Raw genomic sequence first — 24212 nt, 5'->3', positions numbered from 1 at the left:
CAGATGCTCGCCTACTTCACCGCCGTGTTCATGGGCACGGACGTCGACCAGCCTCGCAACCTGGCGAAATCGGTAACGGTGGAATGATCGGTCAATGGTTTCTGCCGCCAACAAGAACGGAGATTAACCAGAACGTCCCTTAGGGAGGCGATCCGCTGATCGCGGTCTCCATATCATGCACGTCCAACCAACGATCCGGTTTGTGATGTATGTGCCGAAATCCGATGTCACGCTGCTCTACACGAGTCGCCCAAGTTTCCGGTGGGGCTGGTGTCGATGATTTGCTCTTCCGCTGGCAGCTGCGTACGCCATGGCTTCGTCGGCAAAGCGCTCAGGTGCTCATGGCCACCAGATACGTTTGCGGTCTTCACCGGACGCGTACGCACCTGCCCAGTATCTGTCCACAACAAATACGTGTCGCCGGCAGAGAATATGGTCCAGCTAATATCTTAGTAACGGTGCCCGATTGGCATGAAGCCAAATGAAATTTGCGAAGTAATTGCCCCATTTTCTGATCGACATGGTATTGCGTCTAGTTACCTTCCGATATATTCATAACAGAAAAATACGATCAAATTATTATATTTTTCTCCTTACCTTCAGAAGATCAGACAATTATTTTACGCTTTCGCATGATAATTAGTTTTCTTGCTTTACTACCATAACTTTTAAATTGTCGTTTAAGATAGATTCGTTCACTGCGCCGGGCAACTGAGGAATATCATAAATATATCCCAAATAACTATTGGAAATTCTGCGGGCGCCATCCGCCTCAATTTTATTTTCCCGCAATGTCGGCCATTAAGAAGTATATTTTTCGCTATAATGTGGTGACAATCTCGCCGCCGATCAACCATTCTATCAGGGCGTGCAGGTATGTGATTTGGCGCTAATATACACCTTCTAGTAGGCAGGCATCCGCGGGGCGCTATCGAATCAAAATGAGGGATTATGGATGGCGACTCTCCACTACACGTCGGGCGGATCCGGCACGGACATTGCAAAAGCCGGATTCAATCTGGCTAGCGTGCAATATGTTGACCAGGTCAACGAGCTGCCGGGCGGTATGAAAGGCTTGGTCTACCTCGACGAGGCCAACGGGGTAACCCAATCCTTTATCGACAAGGTTACTCCTTTTCTCGGCAATCCGAACGTATTCGGGTTCTTCCTGGTTGACGAGCCGGATCCTACCGGTCAATGGGGCACCTACGCCTCCGCCGCAAATCTGAAGGCAGAATCCGACTGGATCCATGAGCATTTTCCAGGCGCCAAGACCTACATCACGATGATGAGCTTGGGAACGTCGGCGAATCCGGATTTTAGGGGCACGTACAATCCCGCCAATACGGGTATCGATTACTACGGCATAGATGTCTATCCCGTCCGCACGGATGGCCCGGTCGACTACAACATGATCGACAAATTCGTCGCCGCCGCTCAGGCATCGGGCATCCCGACGAGCAAGATCGTTCCAGGCTACCAGACGTTTGGAGGTGGCGAGTACAACACCGACATGGGTGGCAAATATGTGGTGCCCACCGCCGCCCAGATGGAAATCATGATGGACCACTGGGCCAAGCTGGTTCCGTCACCCGCCTTCGACTACGCATATGCCTGGGGTTCGCAGCGAGGCGACACCGCGCTTGAAAGCTCCCCGGAACTGCAGGCGGTTTTCCGGGAACACAACCTTGCAACGACGGGGACCACTCCGCCTCCCGTCGACACAAGCGACACCTTGTATGGCACCAGCGGCGACGATGTGTTTCACGGGGCCGGCGGCCACACTATGATCGGCTACGGCGGCAATGACACCTATTATGTCGATGACGTCCGCGACAAGGAGGTTGAAGCGGCGGGCGGCGGTACCGACAAAGCATTCGCCTCCGTAAGTCATGCGCTTGCGGCCGGATCGGAAATCGAACTTCTCGCCACCAACACCCCGTCCGGCACGACGGCGATCAACCTGACTGGCAACGCGATCGCCCAGACGATCCAAGGCAATGCCGGCACCAATGTCATTAACGGCGGCGGCGGCGCCGATAAGATGGCCGGCTATGGCGGCAATGACACGTATTATGTCGATAACGCCGGCGATAAAGTGATTGAGGCGGTGGGCGGTGGCACCGACAAGGTGCTCGCTTCGGTGACCTATGTCCTATCGACCGGGGCGGAGATCGAACTCCTCGCCACCAACAACCCGTCCGGCACGACGGCTATCAATCTCAATGGCAACGAGTTCGCTCAGACCATTCAGGGCAACGCCGGCGCCAATGTTATCTACGGCGGCCTTGGCGCCGACACGATGATCGGTTACGGCGGGAACGACAGTTACTACGTTGACAATGCTGGCGACCAGGTGATTGAGGCGGCAGGCGGTGGCGCCGACAAGCTACTCGTTTCGGCGAGCTACGTCCTTTCGGCGAGCTCGGAGATCGAGACCCTCGCCACCAACAATGGGTCCGGCACGACGGCCATCAATCTCACCGGCAACGAGTTCACTCAAACGATCGTGGGCAATGCCGGGATAAATATACTCACTGGCGGCGGCGGCGCCAACGTCATCTATGGCGGTAGCGGTGCCGACTCGATGGCCGGCCATGGTGGCAATGATTCGTACTATGTCGACAATGCCAGCGACAAGGTCGTCGAGGCTTTGGGGGGCGGCGCCGACAAGGTACTCACTGCGGTGAGCCATACCCTTTCAGCAGGCTCGGAGATCGAGATTCTCGCCACAACAAGGCTGTCTGGAACGACGGCAATCAATCTCACCGGCAATGAGTTCGCGCAGACAATCCAGGGCAATGCCGGTGTCAATGTCATCAATGGCGGCAGCGGTGCCGACACCATGGTCGGCTATCTTGGCAATGATACCTACTATGTCGACAATGCCGGCGACAAAGTTGTTGAGGTGGCCGGCGGCGGAACCGACCGGGTGCTCACCTCGGTGAGTCATGCGCTTTCTGCAGGTTCACAGATCGAGCTTCTCACCACCACCAACCCGTCCGGTACGGCTGCAATAAACCTGACCGGCAACGCTTTTGCCCAGACCATCCAGGGCAATGCCGGCGCGAACATCATCAACGGTGGCGGCGGTGCCGACATCCTGACCGGCAACGGAGGCAATGATGCTTTCGTGTTCAACAGCGCTCTTGGAGCCGGCAATATCGACAGGATCACCGACTTCGACAAGCTCCAGGACAAGATCCAGCTCGACGACGCCGTTTTCGCGGGGCTCAAATTGGGTGGCCTTTCATCCGATGCTTTCTTTGCTGGCACGGCCGCGCATGACAGCTCCGACCATATTATCTACAACAGCTCAACCGGAGCGCTCTCTTTCGACAGTGACGGGATCGGCGGCGCATCTCAAATACAGTTCGCCACGCTCTCTCCAGGTCTGTCGTTTACGGCAGGTTCATTCCTTGTGATCTGAAGACCCGCAACGGCGGACTTCGCGCCCGTCCGCCGTTCCGTCTCTGTTCAAGCACCGGAGTTCCAAGTTGGATGCTTTTGGCCTGTGCTTCCCCAAAGCAGGCGGGTCCTTTCAACAAGGTGAGCGAGAAAACGCAGCGGTGAGCGCCCTTCAGGATTATCACTGCGAGTATCGGCCTATCAGCTTTGCCAGATCAGTGCCGGTCTCTCCGGCCTCGCAAGAGCAATTCAGCATACGCGATAAGATCGCAATACGCGGCGGGCAGTTCAACCTCGTCCTATTAGCGGTCATCGGACATCGCGGAGATTTTTCGACTTAGTCATGCCGACTACCTCGACGCCGCACCCATCAGCACCAACATTTTCGGCGATGTGCACCAGATCGCTGAGCGCCGAGCGGATTTGCGGCCAAGGGAACTCGGAGCGCTCCTCCTCGCTTTCGCCCTCTCGCAAGACGACATCGAGCTTACCTGCCACACCGGCGAGAGTCGTGGCGGCAGTCCTTGAGAAAGTCTGCAGCAGATCCTGCACCCGCTCTCCAGCCTGGCGTTCAGCCATCAGCGCTGCAGTGTAACCGGTTTCCTCGGCAGCCGCATTCCAGCGTGCCTGATGTGCCGCTAGTGCAGCTTCGGCCTTCTTACGAAGAGCCGCTGTATATGGCTCTTTGCCAAGTATATCCTTGAGCGCCTCGTTAGAATGGACCGTCACCTCCTCACCCTTGGGTAGGCGGACGGTCACGCAGGGAAAGCCGACGCTCTTGATGAGTTGCTTTTCCAAGCGCTGCTGTCTGCGGCAAAGCCGCTCGGTGAGCTTGTGAGCTTCCTTCCATTTCTGCCATAGGCCCAGCGTAGAGTCAGAACGCAGATTCGTACTTCCGGCGTCGCTTGCGGATGCGCTACCTTGTAGCGCCCATGCCGTGCTAGCCACCACGGTTCCTGCAAGTACTCGTCTGCGGGTGACGTCGGGCGGCGTCGTGATATTGTCGGAATCAGCCATGATCCGAGCTCCTCAGAAGCTTGGGTTGTGGTCAGGCTGGGCAGGTGCAGCAACACCTGCTCAGCCGTCCTAGCGTTTGCGTTTGTCTAGCGTCTTCCATTTAGCCTGATTTCCCGGGCGAAAGTCAACCAAAAAGACTGACTTCAGCCGATGAGCCTAATTTCCGTGGAACAATGTAGGGGAGCCAGGGCGATGCTCGGTTGGAGCCAGGGCGAACTTGCGGCCGCTGCTGGCGTCTCCAGAGCAACCATCGTTGATTTCGAACGCGGGGCGCGCATTCCACATCGGAACAACCTTGATGCAATACGCAGTGCCCTCGAGGCCGCTGGCGTCGAATTCATCCCAGAGAATGGCAGCGGGCCTGGCGTACGGCTTGCCAGACGATCCAACAACGGATGACCATTGCGGCGAACGCCGCATTTGAATCAAGCGACGGCGAATCTCTTGCAAACGACTGTTGCATAGAGCCCATTTTCGCGAACATTTTGCGAGAGAAGTGCCCCCTTTCTCTTTTTTCCGCTCCACAGAACGCGAAAACGAACTGGTGGACAAAGATGCGATTGCACCGTGCAGGATAGCCAAGTCCCTGCTGGCCAACGCCTAGGTGATTGGCACGTTTCCGGCCCTTCCCCCTCGACCACTAAATGCCGGCATACCACATGCCCGCCAGTGTATGACAGACCGGCACGGCTGATTTCGTCCTGTCACAATCTCATCGGAAACAGGATGGGCAAGTCGCGTCAGAACCTCAGAACCATCTGGCCAATACAAACGACTCGCTGCCAGCGATGTCGGCAGCTCTGGCCGACATTGGCAGCACCACGCCGGCGCATACTCGACCTCTACTCCGCCGCTCCGCGCTCAGTGCAATTGTTCAAGCTAACGAGGTTTTTGCCGGGCTAGGCTGCCGGACTGCTCATTGCGATAACGGGGTCCGATTTCCATGATGAGAACGGTCTCCGGCAAGAAGACCAGCTCACTGAAGATGTCATCCCATTCGATATCGCCCCAGCGAGGACTAAGTGCGAGCGCAGAGACCTAGCGCTGCATTCTCATGCGGGAGGTAGGTTCGATGGAGACCCTGCGGAGTGCGCGATGGAATCATGGACATGCAGGTGCCGTTCACCGGCGCCATGGCCCGCAATTGGTCGCGGACGTTCAGGCCCGCGATGGGTCGATTCAATATAAGCGTGACTGAAATCGAATGAGCGCCACCAGGTTGAGATGGCCGACCGCCTTTACCGTTTGCGCCACCTCGGCGGGCCTCTGCCGGCACTGACCCGGTTCCATGGCGAAGGGATTCTCGAAGGCGAAGCGCACGCCATAGGCATCCTGAACTCAGTGAGCTCGAACAAGGCTTCGCGTTCGCGTTCCTCGGCACCGACACGATCCAAAACCTGATCGGAACGAAAATGCCGACATTAACTCGGATCGGACCGCAACGACCTCGAGTCTCTGAAACCATACCCCCTGCCCCCGGACCTGCAAGCTCTCAAGAGCACCTTCTGAGCTGGTGAAACTGGCAAGACGCGCCGCATTAGGCAATCAATTCGAACGCCGGAGACCCTGCCTCTGCAGAATTTCCGGGTTTAAGTTTCATTGGTGCGGCGTGCTCGCAAAGCGCAAAAGACCGATGAAGTTCGCAACACGTTAAAATCCGGCGACACGCAGACGTTACAGCCCGCCTTTATGTACGCGGCAACGGCTCAGATCAGTCTGGGTTCGGTCCACTCGGCGCCAGAGAGGCGAAGAATTCGGGATCGAGGCGCTTGGGCCACTGCGCGCCAGACAGAGCGATCCGATCCGTGTCATACTGTCAGAAGCAAGACACTAGCAATTGGGGGCGGCGGCAGATGAAAGAAGAGAACGACGTTCAAAAGTTGGTGCGCACGCTGCGTGCTCGAGCACCTGATGACGCGGCTGAATTGCTTACCCGAGAGTCTCCCGAGTTCATCCGGGACACACTAAAATTGTTGCCGGACAGGCACGCCCGCAAGGTGGCGGAGCATTTGCCGCCGCATATGCGGCCTGTCAAGCCTGATGCCGGTGGCAAGGACCTCGCCATCCCCGAGTCGCTCGTCGAGCTGATGGACCCGGTTCCCGCCAGCGTTCCTGTCGGCACGACGGTAGCCGCCGCTGTGGAGGCCGTCAGACGCACCCACGTGCCGACCGAGCTCACTTATCTCTACGTCATGGAGGGGGGCGATAAGTTGGTTGGCCTGGTGGTCCTGCGCGATCTGATGCTGAGCGAACCGGACGCGACGGTCGATCAGATCATGCTGCCCAGGCCGTTCGCCCTTAACGTCGATCTGTCTTTGAGCGACGCATGCAGGGCGGCGGTACGGCGTCACTACCCTGTCTATCCCGTTGTCGACGCAGAGAACCGGCTGCTCGGACAGGTTCGCGGCTGGCGGCTGTTCGAGCAGCAAATCATCGAGATTTCCGCCCAGTCTGGTCAGATGGTGGGTGTCCAGAAGGAGGAGCGTTCTTTTACGCCGCTGTTTTCAGCCTTCCTGAAGCGTCATCCGTGGCTGCAACTGAACCTGCTGACGGCCTTCATGGCCGCTTTCGTGGTCAGTTCGTTCACAGGCACGATCGAGAAGATCGTCGCCCTGGCAGCGTTCCTCCCGGTCTTGGCCGGGCAGAGCGGAAACACCGGCTGCCAGGCACTGGCTATGACGCTGCGTGGCCTTGCCCTGGGCGATGTGGACAAACGACCGAAGCTGCATTTGGTGATGAGGGAGGGCGCGCTCGGGATCGCCAACGGCGTGCTCGTCGGGCTTGTGGCGGCTGCGGCGATGTGGTTCTACGCCTCGCGGCAACCGGAGTCGGCGGCCCAGGCGCCCATGCTGGCACTTGTGATCCTGCTCGCCATGTCCGGATCGTGCCTCATGTCGGGAGTCTCCGGCGTGCTGATCCCGCTGGGCCTACGCCGGGTCGGCGCCGATCCGGCGGTCGCTTCGGCGATCTTTCTCACCACCGTGACCGATATCGTAGGCATGGGCCTGATGCTGGGGCTGGCCACCATGCTCGTGCTGTAGCAAGGCGCTTCCGGTGACGCATCCATGGGGAGATGGGTTCCTATAAGCTGACCTCGTCGCGTTCAACGAAACAGCAAGAGCCGTGCCGCCTCGCGTAGACGTGGTGAGAAGCACCTCGCGGCAGCTCTCCGATCGCTTGCGCAGTGCCCCGGAAGACCTTTGGATGAGCCATGGGTGACCTTGATGGCTCATTCAGTGACCAGATACGCGCAGAATCGCGCAAACAATGTTAATCTTTCCGGCTGTGCGATCCACGACTGGCGATGATTCGAGTTAGTTGCCTATCGTGCCGAATACTTCACTTGTTCCTGCAACGGTGAGATAATTTTCTCCAAGCAGCGCAGCCGCAATACGAATAACCTCGATGGTTTGTTGCGCGGCTGCAACAGCTGTTGAAAACTCGGATGATTTCGTCAAAGTTCAGTCGCCTTTTTTCTTGTGGTCGTGCTAAGTCCTTGGCACTAGTCGGGTTTGGGGTGGGTTCTCGGCATGCAATCTTCGTTTCCAACGATCTTCGGCTGCGCCGCGGCGCTGCTTTGTACCGGCGTATTGCCGGCCGGCGCACAAGGTCTTTTTACGGCCTATGGCGATGCGTTTTCGGCCCGCATCGCCAGTCCGGCCGACAACGGAACGCTCGCCCAGTTCGTCACAGTTGCCGTCAACGCGGGACAATACGATCAGGCGATCTCCTCAATCGAGCAGTATCTGATCAAGTATCCCCGCGATGCGCGCGCCCGGCTGGCGGCCAGCCGGTTGTACTATCATGTCGGCTCCTATGAATTGGCCCGCCGGCAAGTGCAGTACGGCATCGAAGTCGGCGGCCTGACGGCAAGTGAGCAGCAGGAAGCTGCTCGCCTGCTCGCCCGCATCGATCGCGCGTTGCGCGGCGTCACCTGGGAACTCGCCCTGACCGGCGGCGTGTTCAGCGCATTTACCGATTTTGAGCCCGGCGGGGCGCAGGACGACGACAGCTTCGTCTCGCCCTATGGGCGGGCGGAAGGCTTTGTCCGGTGGGACCTCGGCACGCCAAGCGCCGACGCCCTCGTCCTTTCGGGGTCGTTGATGGCGACACAGCGCTTTTTCACGGAAGACCTGTCGGTTCCAGGTGGCAAGGAGACCTTCATCCACGGCAACGCCGCGATTACCTGGGACAAGGGACTGCCCAATAGTGGGATCGATTCGCTGCGCCTGCTGCTTTCCGTCTTCACAGTTACGGATCGTTTCGACAGCGATATCCAGGAAACCGGCATCGGCGTCAGTGGGCGCTTTCTTGTGCGTCCGACGGTCGAGACGACGCTCTTCGCCGGTGGCGGCTACATCGATCTAAGCGCCTCGCAAGGCATTTTCGCCGATAGCAGGGTTTTCTATGAGGCAGGCGGCAGCTACCGCTTCCGCAATGGCCAGGCGCTCGGACTGCGCTTTGTCGGTTCGAATGACTTCGCCTCCGGATCTGAAATCGGCCGCAGCTACACGGGCGAGGTTCGCTATGGCGGCCTGTTGATGAACGTACCGGATCTTTTCGCATGGTCCCACCAGGTCGCCTTCTCGGCCGGCCATAGCGACGCTCCCGATCTGTCCGTCGGCATCGGCACAAGTATCAAGAGCGACTTCTGGCGCATTGCCTCGGAAAGCGATTTTCAGCTTACGGAGGCGCAGAAGATCAGCGTCGATCTCGCCTATCGCGAAACCAACTTCGACATCGCCAACCGCGACCGAAAATCGTTCGAAATGCTCATGAGCTACACGTTAACGCTCAATTGAAAGAGGCCGCGATGAGGACCCCGTACCGTCAGATCGCCATTTTTATCGGCTGCCTTGCCTTCACGGCACCTTCCGCGGCTGAAACGATCGGGTCGATGACGGCCTACCAGACCAACATCGTCCGCAACAACGGTGGGACAATGGACGTCGGTGCCGGCGTCGAGCTCGGCGACCAGCTGCGCAGCGATCCCACCGGTCTTGGAATGCTGGTGTTCCGGGACGAATCGAGCGCCAAGATTGGTCCGAACACCAGCCTGACGATCGATGAATTCGTCTACAATCCGGGCTCCGGATCGGGAAAGATCGACATCGGGATGAACAGCGGCCTGGCCCGTTTTTATGGCGGCCAGGTTTCAAAAGGCGGCGTCATGCAGGTTGCGACGCCGCACATGGTGCTCGGGGCCAGAGGCGGCATCATCGAAGTGCTGGTGGCAGATGGCCAGACCGTGGGCATACTGCGCGCAGGCCGCATGACCTGCACGATCAATGGCAAACGGCTGGTCATCACAAACCCGGGCTTCGCCTGCACATCGGAAGATGGCAAGCTGCTGACCGGCTACGGCGGAATCGACACCTTCCCGATATTGGACAGCATCGACCGGATAGCCGGCACCGGCCTTCCAGGTGCACCGGGTCCGGGGCTGGACGTAAGCGCGCTTTGTGCGTCGGCACTCGGCGGTTCGCTCAAAGTCTGCGACTCCACCGACGGCGCATTGCCAGGGGTGGTCATGGAGTTCCCCGACACGCCAACGCCGCCTGTGGGTGGTGGCGTGGATGAGGGTGGTTGTGAGGGTGAGGGTTGCTGCTACGACTGCAATTAAGCCCGCCGGAACGACATGAGCCTCTTGGTCGGTTGGCACTGGGCTGATTGGCGGCACGCTGCCAGGCGCAAAATATCCGGTCTTGTGGTGGTGCTCCTGCTACTCGCTTGCCATTTAGCTTTCGACGGGCCGCTGTCGCGCCTGCGCGAACGCACCTACGACTTCTACCAGTTTCTCGCTCCGCGCCAAGCGACGAGCAATCCTGTCGTGATCGTCTCGATAGACGACGCCAGCCTCAAGGGACATGGGCGATGGCCCTGGAACCGTGGCCTCTTGGCCGATCTGGTCGATGGCATCACCAAATCCGGCGCCGCGGTCATCGGGCTTGCGCTGGTGCTGCCCGAGGCCGACACCTCGCCTGAGGGCATCGCCGGAGACAAGCGCCTGGCGGCGGCACTGGCGAAAAATCGAACGGCGCTTGCCGTCAGCCTGGGCAACGAGGCGACGGTTTCAGAAGCAGAGCCCAAATCCGGCTGGTCGATCGTTGGGCAAGTACCTGACACACTTCCGGGCTTCACCGGCCTGACCGGCTCGCTTGCCGAATTCTCCAACGCCGCCGCGGGCCTCGGCGTAATCCGCACCTTGCCCGATCCCGACGGCGTACTGCGCCATGTGCCGCTGCTTTGGCTTCGCAATACCGCTCAAGGCGTGCAGCTGTGGCCGTCCTTCGCGCTCGAGCTCCTGCGCCTTTACGCCGGACAGGACGGCTACATAGCCCGGATGAATGCCGCCGGGTTTGACGCACTCAGGATGGCTGGCGCCATCGTGCCGCTCGAGCCGGAGGGGAGTATCCGCCTCTGGGAAACCGCAACGGATACGCCGCGCATATCTGCCAGCACTATCCTTTCGGGCGGCAGTGACCCGCGGCTGCGGGACGCCATCGCCATTGTCGATCTGTCGGCGGTGGGACTGACGCAGTACCTGCCTACCCCGACGCGTCCAGCGCGACCAGGCGCCGACATCCACGCCGATGCAATCGGCCAATTGCTTGCCGGGCGCTACCTAGCAGAGCCAACGCATGCGCGCATGTTGGAGCGGCTCTGGTTTGTCCTCAGTGCCGTCATCTTCATCGCGCTTTCCGGAGTGCTCGCCGGGCGTGTCGTGCTTGGTGCCCTGGCTCTCGCGCTGGTGGCAGCCACGCCGTTCGTGTTCGGCGCTCTTGAATACAGTATGCAGGGTAAACTCTATGACCCGCTGCAGCCGGCGCTTGCGACGATCCTGGTAGCCAGCTTCGAAGGCTATGTCCTCTACAGGCGCAGCGAGCAGCGCCGGTCCACCCTGGCACGGCAGTTCTCCCAGTATCTGTCGCCTTCAGTGGTGCAGCGCCTCGCAAGTTCGGACACCGAAGCGATCCTGTCGGGCGAGAAGCGCGAGATCACCATCCTGCTCAGCGACATACGCGGCTTCACGACGATGAGCGAACAACTCGATACCCAGGAAATCGCAAAGGTGGTCAACCACTTCCTCGGCATTGCGACCGATGAGATCCTCAAGCGCGACGGCACCATCGACAAGTTCATGGGCGATGCGGTGCTCGCCTTCTGGAACGCGCCGCTTGATCAGCCGGATCATCGCGAGCGCGCGCTCGACGCGGGCCTTGCCCTGATCGAACGGGTGAAGCGCGAGGACGCCGCCTTTACCGGGGATGGCCACCCCTCCATTCAAATCGGCATCGCCATCGAGACCGGCATCTGTTCGGTGGGCAATTTCGGCTCCGAACGGCGCTTCGACTACACCGCGATCGGCTCGCCGGTGAACCGCACGGCACGCCTCGAGTCGACGACCAAGAAGCTGGGCATCCCCCTGGTGCTTGGTCCCGGCTTTGCGGCAGGAGCATCGATGCCGGTCGTCCAGGCGGGCGCCTTTGAGCTCCAGGGTTTCAAGGGCGAGGTGCCGGTTTTCACCATTCCGGAGCTCTGCAAGCTGCTCACCAAAGTATGAGCCGCGAAGTAGAGAGCCAACGTGGTGAGCAATCTGGCGCCCCTGCCGTGGTGGTTGGTTCGCCGCCATCCGTGCAAATGGCACCGCCTGATCTTGCACCCCGAACTCGAAGCACACGCTGACCGGATCCAGCGGATCGCAGGGGTGCCGACCTGCTTTGTGAACTAATACTGCTGGGGAGGCCTAGGTGTCATCAGACGGCCCTTTAATTGCGGGTGGCTGTCAATCCGGATCAGCGCGATAGCCGATGAGACGCGGATAGACGGCGAAGGGATCGGTCGAGGTAACCCAGGCAATGATTGTCGAGGCCGCCGAATTTTCGAGCGAGAAGATAGGCCGTGTTATCCAGGTCACCACGAATGGCAGCACGGCTTCGTTGAGTTCGCCGGCGCCATCATGTGGAGGCCGCGCGTGGTACAGATTGTTTATTTCGGGATGTTCCCAAGAGCATCCAGCCGTAGCACTCCCGAGCTGCCCTAACGAGAGAGTTCGCTGGGCCGGGATTATGGCCGTTATTAACCTGACGCAATCGATTCAGCTGGCGCTGGCCTCGTCGGGCGCGTGGGCGGTCTATCGACATCAATCGGTCGCCGCGGATGTTGGGATGCGCATGCGTCGGCGCACGTAGCGTCGATACGCCTTGGGCATGTGGGCGTTGACAATGACATGGCCGGACGTGTTTCAGACGCCGAGCAATTCCAAGGACTGACCACCAGAACCGAACCTCCCCACGGATTTTCGCGAGCTGCATTCCTCCATCCCCTCCTTATCAAAACCGCCGCTCGCGAATTCGCTGGCGAGTATATCTCCGGTATGATATACATATATCACTCATGAGGATATACAAAATGCCGCTCTTCATTCGCGATCCCGACGTCGACGCCATGGCCGTCGAGCTACAGCACATTACCAACGCGCGCAGCAAGACCGAGGCCGTCAGAACCGCCTTGCGCCATGAGATCGAGCGCAACCGCGGCAGCGTCCCGCTGCGCGAGAGACTTGCCAAAGTCAAGGAAATGGCGCGGCGGATCGGGCCGGCCAACTCTGATTTCGATATGAAGAAATTCACCGACCAAATGTGGAGCGACGACTAATGTTCGTCGATGCCTCGGTGATCGTTGCCATCCTGAACGAGGAACCTGGCGCGGAAGAACTGGAAAAGCGGCTCGCGGCCGCGACCAAGCCGCTGTATATCTCCCCGCTCGTCCGGTTCGAGGCAGTCCAGGGTCTCGCGCGAGCATCGGCCGAAGCCATCAAAAAGAACGCCAAGCCCACGGCCGACATGCTGGCGCAAGCCCGTGATACCGTCGACGCCTTTTTGATCGAGATCGCCGGCAAGGAAATCATGATATCCGGCGACATCGGCGACCGGGCGATCGAAGCCAGCATGAAATACGGCAAAGCAGTCGGGCACAAAGCCGATCTCAATTTCGGCGATTGTTTTGCCTACGCTTGCGCGAAGGCTCACCGGCTTGCCCTGCTTTACAAGGGCAATGACTTTTCACAAACTGATCTGGCGTAAGGCTTTCCTGGCCTTGCATCGCGGCGCGAGAGCCGATGGGCCCTTTTGCATGCTTTGGGCGAATCGTCGTCTTTCATGGTTAAACGCAATATTACGAGGAACGTTCGCTGCAGCACTGGTTTTCTTCGGCACGATCACCGTCCAGGCACAGCGGGCAGACGGCATCTTCTGGGTGCTGCGATCGGGTGCGCTATGCCGCGATCTTCCAGGGGGCGATACGGCCCACGCACCACCTGCTACAATCGCTTCGTTCGATGGCGGAAAGCAGGTGTGTGGGACCGCCTCATGCATGGCATCACCAAAGCCCACGATGCAACGGTGCAGATGATCGATACCTCCATTGTTCGCGTCCATCAGCAAGGCGCGACAGCAAAAAGGGGGATCGAGATTATTGTCTCGGTCGTTCCCGATGCGGGCTGACGACCAAAATCCATGCTCTTGTCGACGCCGAAGGCAGGCCGATCAAGCTGACGCTCACGGCGGGTCAAATGAGTGACATCGCCTACGCAGCGGACTTGATCAAGGATTTGCCCGAGGGTGCCATGCTGCTCGCCGACAAGGGCTATGATGCCAACGCCTTGCGCAATGCCGTCACCGAGCGCATGGGCCAACATCCCGCCCAAGGCCAACCGCAAGGACCCGATGTGCTTCAGCCCCTTTCTCTACAAGGCCCGCAACCTCGTCGAACGTTCTTCAACAAGGCCAAGCAGTTCCGTCGCATCGCAACTCGATATGACAAGCTGGCAGAAAACTACCTTGCTGCCCTGAAACTCGTGTCAACTCGCATCTGGCTACGCGGTGATGAGTCTACGTCCTAGCGTTTTGCGTGCCCTGCCCGGTTGTCATTCGCCGCGCATGGTCGCCTGGAACGTCGGCAGGTGCTTCTTCTGCGCCTCGAGCATTTTCTCGCGATAGACGCCATAGATGACGTCGGTGTCGTGCAGTGTGACGCCGGCAATTGTCGGCGAGGCAAAAACCGGCAGTTCGATGCCGCGTTTCGAAAGCGCCTCGGCGGTGCGGGCGATCAGCTCATGCGCCAGGATCATGGCAAGCACGGTCGACGAACCGGAGACCGGCCGGCTCCAGCCCTCGACCGGCACGATGGCATCCTCGATCGGCGAGCAGGTGTCGATGACAAGGTCGGCGGCATCGGCAAGCCGTTTGCCGGAAGAGTGCGTCGCCGGCTTGTCGAGATTGTTCTTGCTAGTTATCGCAACGACGAAGATGCCGCGTTTTTTCGCATAAAGCGCGGTGTCGATGCCGGACGAATTGCGGCCGCTGTGGCCAAAGATGATGATCGAATCGCCTTTGTTCAGCGGCTGGTGGTCGAGGAATTTCTCGGCGTATTTCTCGGTCCGCTCCAGCCACAGAAGTTCGCGCACGCCGCCGGCGCCGAGCACGTTATGCCACATGACACGCGGGTCGGTCAGCGGATTGAAGCCGACATAGCTGCCGTAGCGCGGAAACACTTCCTGGACCGGCAACACCGAGTGGCCCGAGCCGTAAAGATGAACCAACCCGCCGCTCTCGAGCGTGTCGGCAAAGCGGCTGGCCCCTTCGCCAAAGGCTTCGGCATTGGCTTTCGAGGCCTGTTCGATGAGGGCGGCAAGGCGGGGTATGTAAAGATCGGACACGTCGGTACTCCTGTTATGGGTCGGCTTGGGTATGGCTCAGCTTCTTGCGGTTGGCGCGGCGCGACCGGCACGCAGCGTCGAGCGGATTTCGTAGCGGTCGCCACGCATCACCGAGACGGTGAATTCGAACGGGCCGCGCTCGTCGGTGGTGATGCGCTCGACCACGAAAGCGGGGCTCCCCGCAGGCAGATCGAGCAACTCGGCATCCGCCGCCCCGACAGCGCCGACACGGTAGTTTTCGCGCGCTGCGACCGGCACGATGCCGTAATGGCGTTCCAGTGCTTCGTAGAGCGAGCCCTGCAGCAGGCCGGCATCGAGAAAGCCGGGCACGCGCGCGGCCGAGAGCTGCGCCGTCTGGATGCCGATCGGCTCGTTGTTCCCGAGCCTGAGCCGCCGGATGCGCACCACCGGGTCGCCCTCCTCGATCTCCAGCGCTCCGGCCGCGGCGACATTGGCAGTGGTCAGGCTGCAGTCGAGCAAGCGAGAGCCGGCGACCACGCCCATATTGCCCATTTCCTGGGTGAAGCTGGTCAGTTCGCGGGTGCCGGCGACCAGCGTAGTGGAGCGCATGAAGGTGCCACGGCCATGTTCGCGCCTGAGCAGCCCGTGCTCCTCAAGATTGCGCAGAGCGTGGCGCAGCGTGATACGGCTCACCCCGAACAGGGCGCATAATCTGTCTTCGGCCGGAATCTGGTCGCCGGTCGCCCACTCGCCGCTCTTGACGATGGCGCGGATGGCCTCTTCCACCTGATACCAGAGCGGCTCGGGCCTTCGGCGGTCGGGTTGCTGAAAGCTCGGCTCGCTCATCTTATCTGCCTCCACTGTGCTCCGGCGAGACCGGCCAGCGAGGCGCCGACGAGACCGGCGCGGGAGCCGAATTCGCCGGACCGCAGAACGACGTCGCGCAGATGCGGCGGCAACTGACGCCGCAATGCCGCAAGCAGCGGCGGCCCTATCACGTCCAGCGCATCAGCAAGCCCGCCGGAAATCAGGATCGCCTGCGGATCAAGCAGCGCGACCGCACCCGCAAGGGCAGTGCCCAGCCGGCGCGCCGGCAGCTCCAACGCGTCAAGTGCGGCCGTCTTGCCAGCCCGGGCGGCCTCGACCAACCTGCCGCCATTGGCCAACCCGATCTGGCGCGCCGCGGCGTCGAACGCACGCCCGGAAGCGAAGCGCTCCAGCCAGCCGCTACGGTCCTCGCCTTCATCCTCGATGTCGGCGCAGGCCCAGCCGAATGAGCAGGCGCCGCCACATGCGCCGGCAACGATGCGATTATTGGCCAGAACGGCGGAGCAGATGCCGGTGCCGATCGCCAGCAGGATGGCATCGGACAGGCCCTTTGCGGCACCTTCGATCGCTTCGGCCAGCATGGCGATCTGTGCGTCATTGGCAACGGCAACGCGCAGACGAGGAAACAAGGCCGCGATGTCGATGCCGTCGAGATAGGGCAGGTTCGGAATCCAGCGGCAGACCGAGCCCTCGACAAGTCCGGGCACCGCAAGCCCGAGGGCGTCGACCGGACCGGCCTCGGCGCGCAAGGCACCGATACGGGCGACGAAGGCATCCAGGCTTGTCGGCGCAGGCTCGCGGCTCAGCATCTCCAGCCAGCGAACATCGCCGCTATGGATTGCGGCGCGCAAATTGGTGCCGCCAAGATCGATAGCCAGAATGCGTGTCATCGAGAGCCGCTCCGATTGGCCGGCGCGAACAGGCCACTGCCGGCTTGCCAGGACTGCGAGGCCGCCGCAAAACCCTGCGCGTAGCGCGTGCCGCGCAGGCAGCCGCGAAGCCGATAAAGCGCACTGTAATAATCGACGTAGGGGAAACTGCTCAGGCCGCGTGCCAGTTCGTATTCCCGCACCGCCTCGCTCCAGGCCTCGAAGCCGTCGCTGACGTCGACGAGGTGTTCGGGGCGAAAGCCTTCGTCGTCCTCCCAGTTTTCGCCGAACAGCAGCAGTTGCGGTGTGTGTGCAGCATGGTCGCGCTTCAGCGTCGGCAATGCCGCCAAAAAAATACCGGTCTGTGTCAGTCGGGCCGCGGCGCGATGGTCCTTGTGCCAGCTGCCATGCCAGTGAGTGATGACGATTTGCGGCTTCAACTCGCGCACAACATCGCAAACCTTGAGCGCCGTCTCGTCGTCGCAGGGCAGGAAGGCGTCGTGCAGCCCGAGACTGCGCATGGCAACGCCGAGCCTGGCTGCGGCCTTTGCGGCCTCCTCCTGCTTCTGGACGCAATAGTACTCGGGGGCGAGGCTTGGATGGCCCTGCTCGCCCATGCTGAGATGCAGGAAGGTGACTTCGGCACCGCCTTGCACCGCCGCCGCCGCCAGTGGACCGGCAATCACCTCGGCATCGAAGGCATGCGCCCCGACGACCAGAATCGAGCGTGCGGCATAGACCTTGTCCTCGATCATTTCGCGCCTCCCCCGGAGCCGACGCCCTCGCGAATCTGGCGGGCAAGCAGACAGTACATGATCAGGATGGGCGCCATGGAGATGGCAAGCGAGGCGAACACGAGGCCCCAATCCGTGCGGAACTGGCCGACAAACACGCTGATCGCCAGCGGCACGGTCTTGTAGCGGTCGTCGAAGATGAAGATCAGCGGGAAGAAGAAGTCGTTCCACACGGCGATAGCGGTGAAGATGGCGACGATCGATACGGCTGGCTTCACCATTGGCAGCACGATCTGGAACAGAATGCGCGCCTCGCCGGCCCCATCCATGCGCGCAGCCTCGTCGAGCTCGGACGGCAGTACCCGCATGAAATTTGCGAAGATGAAGACGGCGAAGGGAATGCGGATGGCCGAATAGACAAGGATCAGGCCGATCAGCGAATCAAGCAGGCCAAGGTTGCGCATCAGCGTGAACAGCTCCACCGAGGCAAGCCGGATCGGCAGCATGATGCCGGACAGGAACAGGCCGAGCATGATACCGTTCCAGCCCAGCCGATAGCGGCTCAGCGGATAGGCGGCCATTGCCGACACGATAATCGTCAGGATCACCGCACCGCCGGTGACGATCAGGCTGTTGATGAAATTCTGGCCGAGATCGGCGCGCGTCCAGGCCGCAACGAAATTGTCGAAGGCAAAGCTTTGCGGCAGGCCGAGCCTGTTGTCGTAGATCTCCGCCGTGGTCTTGAAACAGGAGACGACGAGAATATAGAGCGGCAGCAGCACCGCTGCGGTCCACAGGACCAGCGCCGTCCAGCCGGGCAGCCGAGCAAGCTGTCGAGGGATGGCGAGCATATTCACAGTTGCACCGTGCGGCGGTCGAAGAAGCGCAGCATCACAAGCGTGCCGATGCTGAGGATGAGAAACAGCAGCGTTCCCAGCGCAAGCGCCAGGCCTATATCGGTGATACCGACCGCGCCTTCGGCGCCGAAAGCGAGCCGGTAGAAATAGGTCACCAGCGTGTCTGTGGAATAGCTCGGATTGCCCTGCACGCCTTGCATGACATAGACGATGTCGAACTGGTTGAAGGTGTTGATGAACGACAGCGTCGTCAACGTGCCGACGGCCGGCATCAGCAAAGGCAGGGCAACCGAGGCCAGCATGCGGCCGCTGCCGGCGCCATCCAGCCTGGCAGCCTCGAATATCTGGGACGAAATCTGCCTGAGGCCGGCGGTGTAGATCAGCACCGGCAGGCCCATCCAGTTCCAGGCGTCGACGGCGATCAGCATCACGAGTGCCGTGTGGCTGTTGCCGAGAACCGTCAGGCTGCCTTGATGCAGGCCAAGGCCGTTGAGCATCCATTCGATGGTGCCGCCGGGCGCCAGCAGCAGCCGCCACAGGGCGCCGACGATGACCGGGCTCAGCACTGCCGGGAAGAAGAAGACCGACTGGAAGAAGGCCGCCCCTTTGGCGCGCAGGAACAGCAGCCAGGCCAACAGCAGACCAAGGCCGTTCTGGAACAGCATGATGCCGAAGAACCAGGCGACGTTGTGCCAGAGCGCTCCGTAGAGCCGCCCACCGCTCGGAAAAACGAACAGGCGGGTAAAATTCGACAGGCCGGCGAACTCCAGCATGCGCAGGCCCCTCCAGACGAAGAAGCTGCCCCACAGCGACATCAGCAGCGGATAAAGGACAAACAGCGCATAAACGGCCAGTGCCGGCACGATGAACAGCACGGCCATGCGCTGCTGGGTGCGCTGAAGGCTGCTTTTGCGGCGACGGGCGATCATGTGCTGTTTCGCGCAGGGTGTGACGGCCTACTGCTTCGGCTTGAACCAGCTGCTGACGGCGGCCTGCATGTCCGCCGCCAGCTTCTGCGGCGTGATGTTGCCTTCGACCATGTCGATGATCTCGGACTGCAGGATCGAGGAGGCCGTAGGCGTCTGCCAGCGGAAGCCGACAAGCGTCAGATAGGGTGTGGAATTCTTCGACATCTCCATCATCGTGGCGAGTACCGGGTCCTTCACGCTGACGTCGGTACGGGCCGGCGGCCAGCCCAACTCGTCGGCGAAGAGCTGCGCGAACTCGGCCGAAGCCATGAAGTTGAGCACCTTGATCGCTGCCTCCTTGTTGGTGCTTTCAGAGACCAGACCATAGGAGCCGTCTGAAAAGGCCGAGGTGTAGAGCTTGGTGGCAGGATCGTCGGCGGGGAACGGGAAGATCGAGAATTTCAGCTTCGGGTTCTGCGCCTTGAAGCTGCCGTTCTCGAACGAGCCGCCGAAAAACATGGCCGCCTTGCCGCCGATGAATTGCTGTGTCGAGGTGGTGTAATCGACCCCGGCAAAGCCGTCGGAGAAATACGGCTTCAAGTCGGCATAGCGTTTCAGGGCAGCCACGTAGCGCGGATCCTCGAAGGTCGCCTTGCCGCTCATCATTTCGTCGTAGAAGCCCGGGCCATAGATGGTCGGCCCGACAACACCGACGCCGATCTCCAGCGCCCAGGCGGAGCCGTTGGCACCGCCGGCGGCTATTGGCGTCATCCCCGCCCCTTTCAGCTTCTCGCAGGCGGCGACGAAATCTTTGTAGGTCTTGGGAATGTCGATGCCCTGGGCGGCGAAGATATCTTGATTGTAGAAGACGCCCATCATCGGCACCGAATAGGGCACGCCATAGGTCTTGCCGTCGGCACGGCCACGAGCGCCGCCCAGCGCGCTATCGGGCATGTTCTTCAGCTCCGGCACGCTGTCGTCGAGCGGGTCGAGATAGCCACCCTCGATGAATGGTTGCAGTTCGCCGTAAGCCTTGAGCTGAGCGATATCAGGCCCGCGGCCGCCACGCAGCGCCGTACTCAGCCGGTTCTGGTAGTCGGCGTCGGGGGTGAACTGGATGTTGACCTTAATGCCGGGAGTCTTGGCCTCGAAGGCGTCGAAGATGCGGCGCATCGCAGCCTCGTCCTCGGTGCGCCAGCTCCACAGGGTCACGGTGTCGTCGGCCTTGGCCGGCAGTGCGGTGAAGACCCCAGTGCAGACTGCGGCAAACCCGCCGATCAGGCCGAGTGTGGCGCGTCGATGAATTGAAAGCATGCTCAGTCTCCCATTCTTGTCGATATTGTCATCCCCACGGCGGTTCAAAAGCCGCAAGGCAGTCATAGCTTTTCTCATGTCATTATAACGACATGACTTCGATCGCAAGAGCCTTGCGATATGTCCAAGCACTGGCCGGCAGGGAGAAACTGCTCAACTATTTCCGCTAATTACCTGTTTTTCAAAGCGGAATATCGCATCTTACAAACTGGAGTAAGAAATCGTCCGCAGCACCGGCTGGAGCTCTCGATGAAGATAGTCCTTGCATCATTGCTTCAAGTTGTCATAACGTCATTTACATCACTGTGCGGCTACGCGGAGGATCCGGATGTCTTTGGCTTGGATTTCGAAACTGGCACTGGCTGCAGGGTTGTTGGCATCGCCCACCATTGGCTGGGCCCAGTCGGTCAATATCTCCTATCTGACCCACTGGTCGCCGGAGACTGTTGCCTTACTGGACGCCGCGGCCAAGGACTACGCCAGAACCAATCCGGGTGTGACCGTCACCATTCGCGCCGTACCCTTCGGCGATCTCCTGACGACGCTTCGTTCGCAGGGCGGCAGTTCCGATGGGCCGACGATCGGCGGCATCTATGATTTGTGGCTGCCCGAACTGGCGCGGGACAAGCTGGTCGCGCCCGCCCCCGATGCGGTTGCCGGCGAGGTCAAGAGCGCATGGCCGGCCGGTGTCGTCAGCGCGGCCTCCGTTGGTGGCACGCTTTACGGCATTCCGAACGAGATCGACGTCTATGCGCTGAACTACAACAAGGAGCTGTTCAAGCAGGCAGGCATTGCGGCCGCGCCGAAGACCTGGTCCGAATTGAAGGATGCCGCCCAGAAGCTGACCAGGAAAGATGCCGGCCAGCAAGGTTTCGGCATGATCAATTCCTGGGCGGCGGGCGTAGTCCATCCCTTCGCCTCGCTGCTGGTCTCCAATGGCGGCGAACTGGTCAAAGACGGCAAACCGATGCTCGACAGTCCTCAAGCCGGTGAGACTTTCCAGCTCTACGAAGACCTGATCAAATCCGGCGCCAGCGATCCGGCGATGGCTACGGCCGACGCCAACACCACCGGCCCCTTCCTCGACAATTTCGTCTCCAGCAAGACCGGCATGATCATCATGGCCAACTGGTGGGAAAGCGCACTGAAGAGCGGCATGGGCGACAAGTTCTCCAATATCGCTACCGCACCCATCCCGGTCGGTCCGAGCGGCGACAAGCCGCACTCGATCTCCTATTCATGGATGACCGTCGTCAACGCTAATGCCGGTCAGCCCGAGCAAAAAGCGGCTTGGGATTTCCTGGCATGGCTGAACAGTCCAAAGTCCGGCAAGGACGGCGCCTCGGCAATGTCGGATATTCTGATGTCGATGGGCATCCTGCCGACGCGGACCTCCGATATCGAGGCCCATAAGGACAAGCTCGGCTCCGAGTTCCTGTCCGGCTATGTCAGCGTGCTTGCCGACGCCAAGCCCTTCCCTGTCGTCCCGGGAGGCCAGGAGTTCAGCGAATCGCTGCAGCAGACGCTCGAGGCGTTGCAGTATGGGCAGGTCTCGGCCAAGGATGCGCAGGCGAACGCGCAGGCCGATGCCGTCTCGATCCTGGAGCGTGCCGCCAAATAGCGAAGGCGCTGTTTCGAGAGCCCGACGCTTTGGAAGCATAGCGATGATCAAGACCTATCGTGTCTCGGCGGGCATCATGCTGGCACCCGCCGTGACATTGATCGGCGTTTTCATCCTTTTGCCAATGCTGCTCACCCTCTGGCTGTCATTCCAAGACTGGTCGACGCAAACACCTTTTTCCAATGCGAGCTTCATTGGCTTCGACAATTTTCGCGAACTATTCGGACCGACTTCGGTCGGGCGGGATTTCAAGCGAGCGCTGCTCAACACCGCCATCTACACGGCATTGTCGGTGATGCTCATCCTTCCCCTTTCGGTGGTGTTCGGCTTGATGGTCTACCAACGCGATGTCGCAGGCGGCACGGCGCTGCGGACCGTGTTGTTCTCCACCTACATGGTGCCGATGATCGCCGTGACGCTGGTCTGGTCAAAGCTCTATTCGCCGAGCGAAGGGCCGCTCAACCAGATGCTCGGCCTCGCCGGCATCGGCCCGCAACCCTGGCTGTCCTCGCCAAGGTCAGCGTTGATCTCGATCGTCGTGCTCAATGTCTGGCAGCAGATCGGCTATTTTACAGTGCTGGCGGTTGCCGGGCTGACCCAGATCCCGGGCAGTCTTTACGAAGCGGCGACTTTGGACGGCGCCAACCGGCGCGAACAGTTCCGCTTCATCACCTTGCCGCTGCTACGCCGCACGCTCCTGTTCAGCGCCGTCATCGCCATCATCAACGCCGTGCAGGTATTCGAGCCGGTGGCGCTGATCACCCAAGGCGGTCCGGTCGGCTCGACCAACGTGCTGACCTATCATATCCGCCGGGTCGGCATCGAGCGCGCACAAGGCGGGCTGGGCTCGGCAATGGCAGTGATGCTCATGCTGGCGCTGATCGTCGTTGTGTGTGCACTGTTCGCATTTGCCAACCGGACGGATGACGAATGAGCGCGCCGGCCCGCTCAGGGTCGAGCCGGTTGGCGCGCAAACGCCTGGCGGGCCGCAGAGCTCTCCTCGCTATGCTGATGCTGCTGGTTGCGGTGGCCTCCGCCTTCCCGTTGTTGTGGATGGTGCTCTCCAGCCTGAAGACGCCGGCCGAAACCATGCAGGTTCCGCCCGTGTGGATACCGCGCACGCCGAGCCTCGAAGCCTATGAGAAAGTGTCCGGCGTCATCAATGTCGGCCGCTCGATGTGGAATTCGCTGGTGATCGCTACGATCACCACCACCGGCATTCTGGTCACCAGCATGATGGCTGGCTATGCCTTCGCCAAGCACCACTTTCCCGGCCGCTCGCTGCTGTTTTCGGTGCTGATCGCCACCATGTTCCTCCCGCCGATCGTCACGCTGATCCCACTTTACCGTCTCGTCGGATCGATCGGCCTGAACGCCAGCCTTGCCGGCATTATCGTACCCAACCTCGCCAATGCGTTCGGCATTTTCCTGATGCGCCAGTTCATAGCCGGCGTGCCGGACGATCTGATCGACGCAGCGCGGATGGATGGGGCATCGGAACTCCTGATCCTGTTCAAGATCGTCGCGCCGAGCGTGGCGCCGGCAATCGCGGCACTGGCGCTGTTTGCCTTCGTCTATCACTGGAACAGCTATCTCTGGCCGCTGACGGTTCTACAGGGCAATGCGGAGGACTATCCCATCGTTATCAGCCTTAGCCGCCTGCTCAGCTACAACAGAGGCGCCCTCAATACGGGACTCGTAATGGCCGGCGCCACGCTTGCTGTGCTGCCGCCGTTGGTGCTCTTCGTCTTCCTGCAGCGCTTCTTCGTGGATTCGATCGTCGGCTCGGCGGTCAAGGGATAGCCCCGACGGCACGGCCGACACATCCGCCCGGCTGTCGTCTGAACGCGATCTGAAGGCTAACAGGCCATCAGCGAATTTGGACGCCAATGCCTACAGCTTAGCTGCAGCTATGATGCCAGTTGTCGTTGATACATATGCAACCATGCCCATCATCCCACGAGCGGGATACCAT

At 60.5% G+C, this 24212-nt stretch carries 22 protein-coding genes and 2 pseudogenes; 13 read left to right on the top strand and 11 right to left on the bottom strand.

Features of this window, described 5'->3' with window-relative positions:
* Window positions 1-87, top strand: a pseudogene (locus NKJ46_RS34840) (SIS domain-containing protein); the annotation flags it as partial.
* 868 nt (window positions 88-955) lie between these two features.
* Window positions 956-3430: an autotransporter outer membrane beta-barrel domain-containing protein gene (locus tag NKJ46_RS24200; protein WP_352492829.1), complete on the top strand. Its 2475-nt coding sequence runs from the start codon at window positions 956-958 to the stop codon at window positions 3428-3430.
* 287 nt (window positions 3431-3717) lie between these two features.
* On the opposite strand, the gene NKJ46_RS24195 is transcribed toward NKJ46_RS24200, so the two are convergent.
* Window positions 3718-4425 carry a hypothetical protein gene (locus NKJ46_RS24195; RefSeq protein ID WP_352668168.1) on the bottom strand — a complete coding sequence of 236 codons (708 nt, stop codon included), beginning with the start codon at window positions 4423-4425 and terminating at the stop codon, window positions 3718-3720.
* A gap of 150 nt (window positions 4426-4575) precedes the next feature.
* Here NKJ46_RS24195 and NKJ46_RS24190 point away from each other — a divergent pair, with 150 nt between their 5' ends.
* Window positions 4576-4824 (top strand): helix-turn-helix transcriptional regulator, encoded by a 249-nt coding sequence (locus tag NKJ46_RS24190; RefSeq protein WP_352492827.1) that lies wholly within the window; start codon window positions 4576-4578, stop codon window positions 4822-4824.
* Between the two features lie 443 nt (window positions 4825-5267).
* Here NKJ46_RS24190 and NKJ46_RS24185 read toward each other — a convergent pair.
* Window positions 5268-5834, bottom strand: a pseudogene (locus NKJ46_RS24185) (sugar phosphate isomerase/epimerase family protein); the annotation flags it as partial.
* Window positions 5835-6278: 444 nt separating this feature from the next.
* Between NKJ46_RS24185 and NKJ46_RS24180 the strand changes: the two are divergent.
* Window positions 6279-7466 (top strand): magnesium transporter, encoded by a 1188-nt coding sequence (locus NKJ46_RS24180; protein WP_352492826.1) that lies wholly within the window; start codon window positions 6279-6281, stop codon window positions 7464-7466.
* Window positions 7467-7739: 273 nt separating this feature from the next.
* On the opposite strand, the gene NKJ46_RS24175 is transcribed toward NKJ46_RS24180, so the two are convergent.
* Window positions 7740-7883, bottom strand: a complete 144-nt coding sequence (locus NKJ46_RS24175; RefSeq protein WP_352492825.1) for a hypothetical protein — start codon at window positions 7881-7883, stop codon at window positions 7740-7742.
* A gap of 72 nt (window positions 7884-7955) precedes the next feature.
* On the opposite strand from NKJ46_RS24175, the gene NKJ46_RS24170 reads away from it, so the two are divergent.
* From NKJ46_RS24170 to NKJ46_RS24160, 3 genes are read left to right on the top strand one after another with little or no spacing between them, the layout of a single operon-like run.
* Entirely contained in the window at window positions 7956-9227 is a 1272-nt protein-coding gene (locus NKJ46_RS24170) for a tetratricopeptide repeat protein (RefSeq protein WP_352668166.1), read from the top strand.
* Window positions 9224-10048, top strand: a complete 825-nt coding sequence (locus tag NKJ46_RS24165; RefSeq protein WP_352492823.1) for a FecR family protein — start codon at window positions 9224-9226, stop codon at window positions 10046-10048. The genes NKJ46_RS24170 and NKJ46_RS24165 overlap by 4 nt, the downstream gene beginning before the upstream one ends.
* A 15-nt stretch (window positions 10049-10063) precedes the next feature.
* The gene (locus tag NKJ46_RS24160; RefSeq protein WP_352492822.1) at window positions 10064-11989 is read left to right on the top strand and encodes a CHASE2 domain-containing protein; all 1926 of its coding nucleotides are present in this window, start codon (window positions 10064-10066) and stop codon (window positions 11987-11989) included.
* Window positions 11990-12211: 222 nt separating this feature from the next.
* Here the strand turns inward: NKJ46_RS24160 and NKJ46_RS24155 are convergent, their stop codons facing one another.
* Complete coding sequence (locus NKJ46_RS24155) at window positions 12212-12358, bottom strand: hypothetical protein (RefSeq protein ID WP_352492821.1); 147 nt, start codon at window positions 12356-12358, stop codon at window positions 12212-12214.
* Between the two features lie 479 nt (window positions 12359-12837).
* Between NKJ46_RS24155 and NKJ46_RS24150 the strand changes: the two genes are divergently transcribed.
* The 3 genes from NKJ46_RS24150 to NKJ46_RS24140 all read left to right on the top strand — a co-directional run bounded on the left by NKJ46_RS24150 (window position 12838) and on the right by NKJ46_RS24140 (window position 14329).
* A complete protein-coding gene (locus tag NKJ46_RS24150; RefSeq protein WP_352492820.1) occupies window positions 12838-13083 on the top strand; it encodes a type II toxin-antitoxin system VapB family antitoxin in 246 nt (81 codons plus the stop codon).
* Entirely contained in the window at window positions 13083-13511 is a 429-nt protein-coding gene (locus NKJ46_RS24145; protein ID WP_352451707.1) for a type II toxin-antitoxin system VapC family toxin, read from the top strand. The genes NKJ46_RS24150 and NKJ46_RS24145 overlap by 1 nt, the downstream gene beginning before the upstream one ends.
* Window positions 13512-13765: 254 nt before the next feature.
* Entirely contained in the window at window positions 13766-14329 is a 564-nt protein-coding gene (locus NKJ46_RS24140) for an IS5 family transposase (RefSeq protein WP_352492833.1), read from the top strand.
* 24 nt (window positions 14330-14353) lie between these two features.
* Here NKJ46_RS24140 and NKJ46_RS24135 read toward each other — a convergent pair whose 3' ends face one another.
* The 7 genes from NKJ46_RS24135 to NKJ46_RS24105 are packed head-to-tail and all read right to left on the bottom strand — an operon-like array spanning window position 14354 to window position 20616.
* The gene (locus NKJ46_RS24135) at window positions 14354-15145 is read right to left on the bottom strand and encodes a sugar isomerase domain-containing protein (RefSeq protein ID WP_352492819.1); all 792 of its coding nucleotides are present in this window, start codon (window positions 15143-15145) and stop codon (window positions 14354-14356) included.
* 36 nt (window positions 15146-15181) lie between these two features.
* A complete protein-coding gene (locus NKJ46_RS24130) occupies window positions 15182-15952 on the bottom strand; it encodes a GntR family transcriptional regulator (RefSeq protein ID WP_352492818.1) in 771 nt (256 codons plus the stop codon).
* A complete protein-coding gene (locus NKJ46_RS24125; RefSeq protein ID WP_352668162.1) occupies window positions 15949-16824 on the bottom strand; it encodes an ROK family protein in 876 nt (291 codons plus the stop codon). Before NKJ46_RS24125 ends, NKJ46_RS24130 begins: the two co-directional genes overlap by 4 nt.
* A complete protein-coding gene (locus tag NKJ46_RS24120) occupies window positions 16821-17558 on the bottom strand; it encodes a PIG-L deacetylase family protein (protein WP_352668160.1) in 738 nt (245 codons plus the stop codon). The genes NKJ46_RS24125 and NKJ46_RS24120 overlap by 4 nt, the downstream gene beginning before the upstream one ends.
* Entirely contained in the window at window positions 17555-18388 is an 834-nt protein-coding gene (locus tag NKJ46_RS24115) for a carbohydrate ABC transporter permease (RefSeq protein ID WP_352549465.1), read from the bottom strand. Before NKJ46_RS24115 ends, NKJ46_RS24120 begins: the two co-directional genes overlap by 4 nt.
* Before the next feature lie 2 nt (window positions 18389-18390).
* Entirely contained in the window at window positions 18391-19323 is a 933-nt protein-coding gene (locus NKJ46_RS24110; RefSeq protein ID WP_352492815.1) for a carbohydrate ABC transporter permease, read from the bottom strand.
* A gap of 27 nt (window positions 19324-19350) precedes the next feature.
* On the bottom strand, window positions 19351-20616 hold the full coding sequence (locus NKJ46_RS24105) for an extracellular solute-binding protein (protein ID WP_352492814.1): 1266 nt from the start codon (window positions 20614-20616) through the stop codon (window positions 19351-19353).
* A gap of 328 nt (window positions 20617-20944) precedes the next feature.
* On the opposite strand from NKJ46_RS24105, the gene NKJ46_RS24100 reads away from it, so the two are divergent.
* From NKJ46_RS24100 to NKJ46_RS24090, 3 genes are read left to right on the top strand one after another with little or no spacing between them, the layout of a single operon-like run.
* Window positions 20945-22237 (top strand): ABC transporter substrate-binding protein, encoded by a 1293-nt coding sequence (locus NKJ46_RS24100; RefSeq protein WP_352492813.1) that lies wholly within the window; start codon window positions 20945-20947, stop codon window positions 22235-22237.
* Between the two features lie 43 nt (window positions 22238-22280).
* The gene (locus NKJ46_RS24095; protein WP_352492812.1) at window positions 22281-23171 is read left to right on the top strand and encodes a carbohydrate ABC transporter permease; all 891 of its coding nucleotides are present in this window, start codon (window positions 22281-22283) and stop codon (window positions 23169-23171) included.
* Window positions 23168-24040, top strand: coding sequence for a carbohydrate ABC transporter permease (locus tag NKJ46_RS24090; RefSeq protein ID WP_352492811.1), 873 nt, complete (start codon window positions 23168-23170; stop codon window positions 24038-24040). Before NKJ46_RS24095 ends, NKJ46_RS24090 begins: the two co-directional genes overlap by 4 nt.
* Window positions 24041-24212: the final 172 nt, after the last annotated feature.

Origin of the sequence: Mesorhizobium sp. M0166 (assembly GCF_040322255.1) — a bacterium.
Classification (GTDB): Bacteria; Pseudomonadota; Alphaproteobacteria; order Rhizobiales; family Rhizobiaceae; genus Mesorhizobium.
The sequence above is the reverse complement of the archived record's forward strand: the minus strand, read 5'-3'. Positions and strand labels throughout refer to the sequence as shown.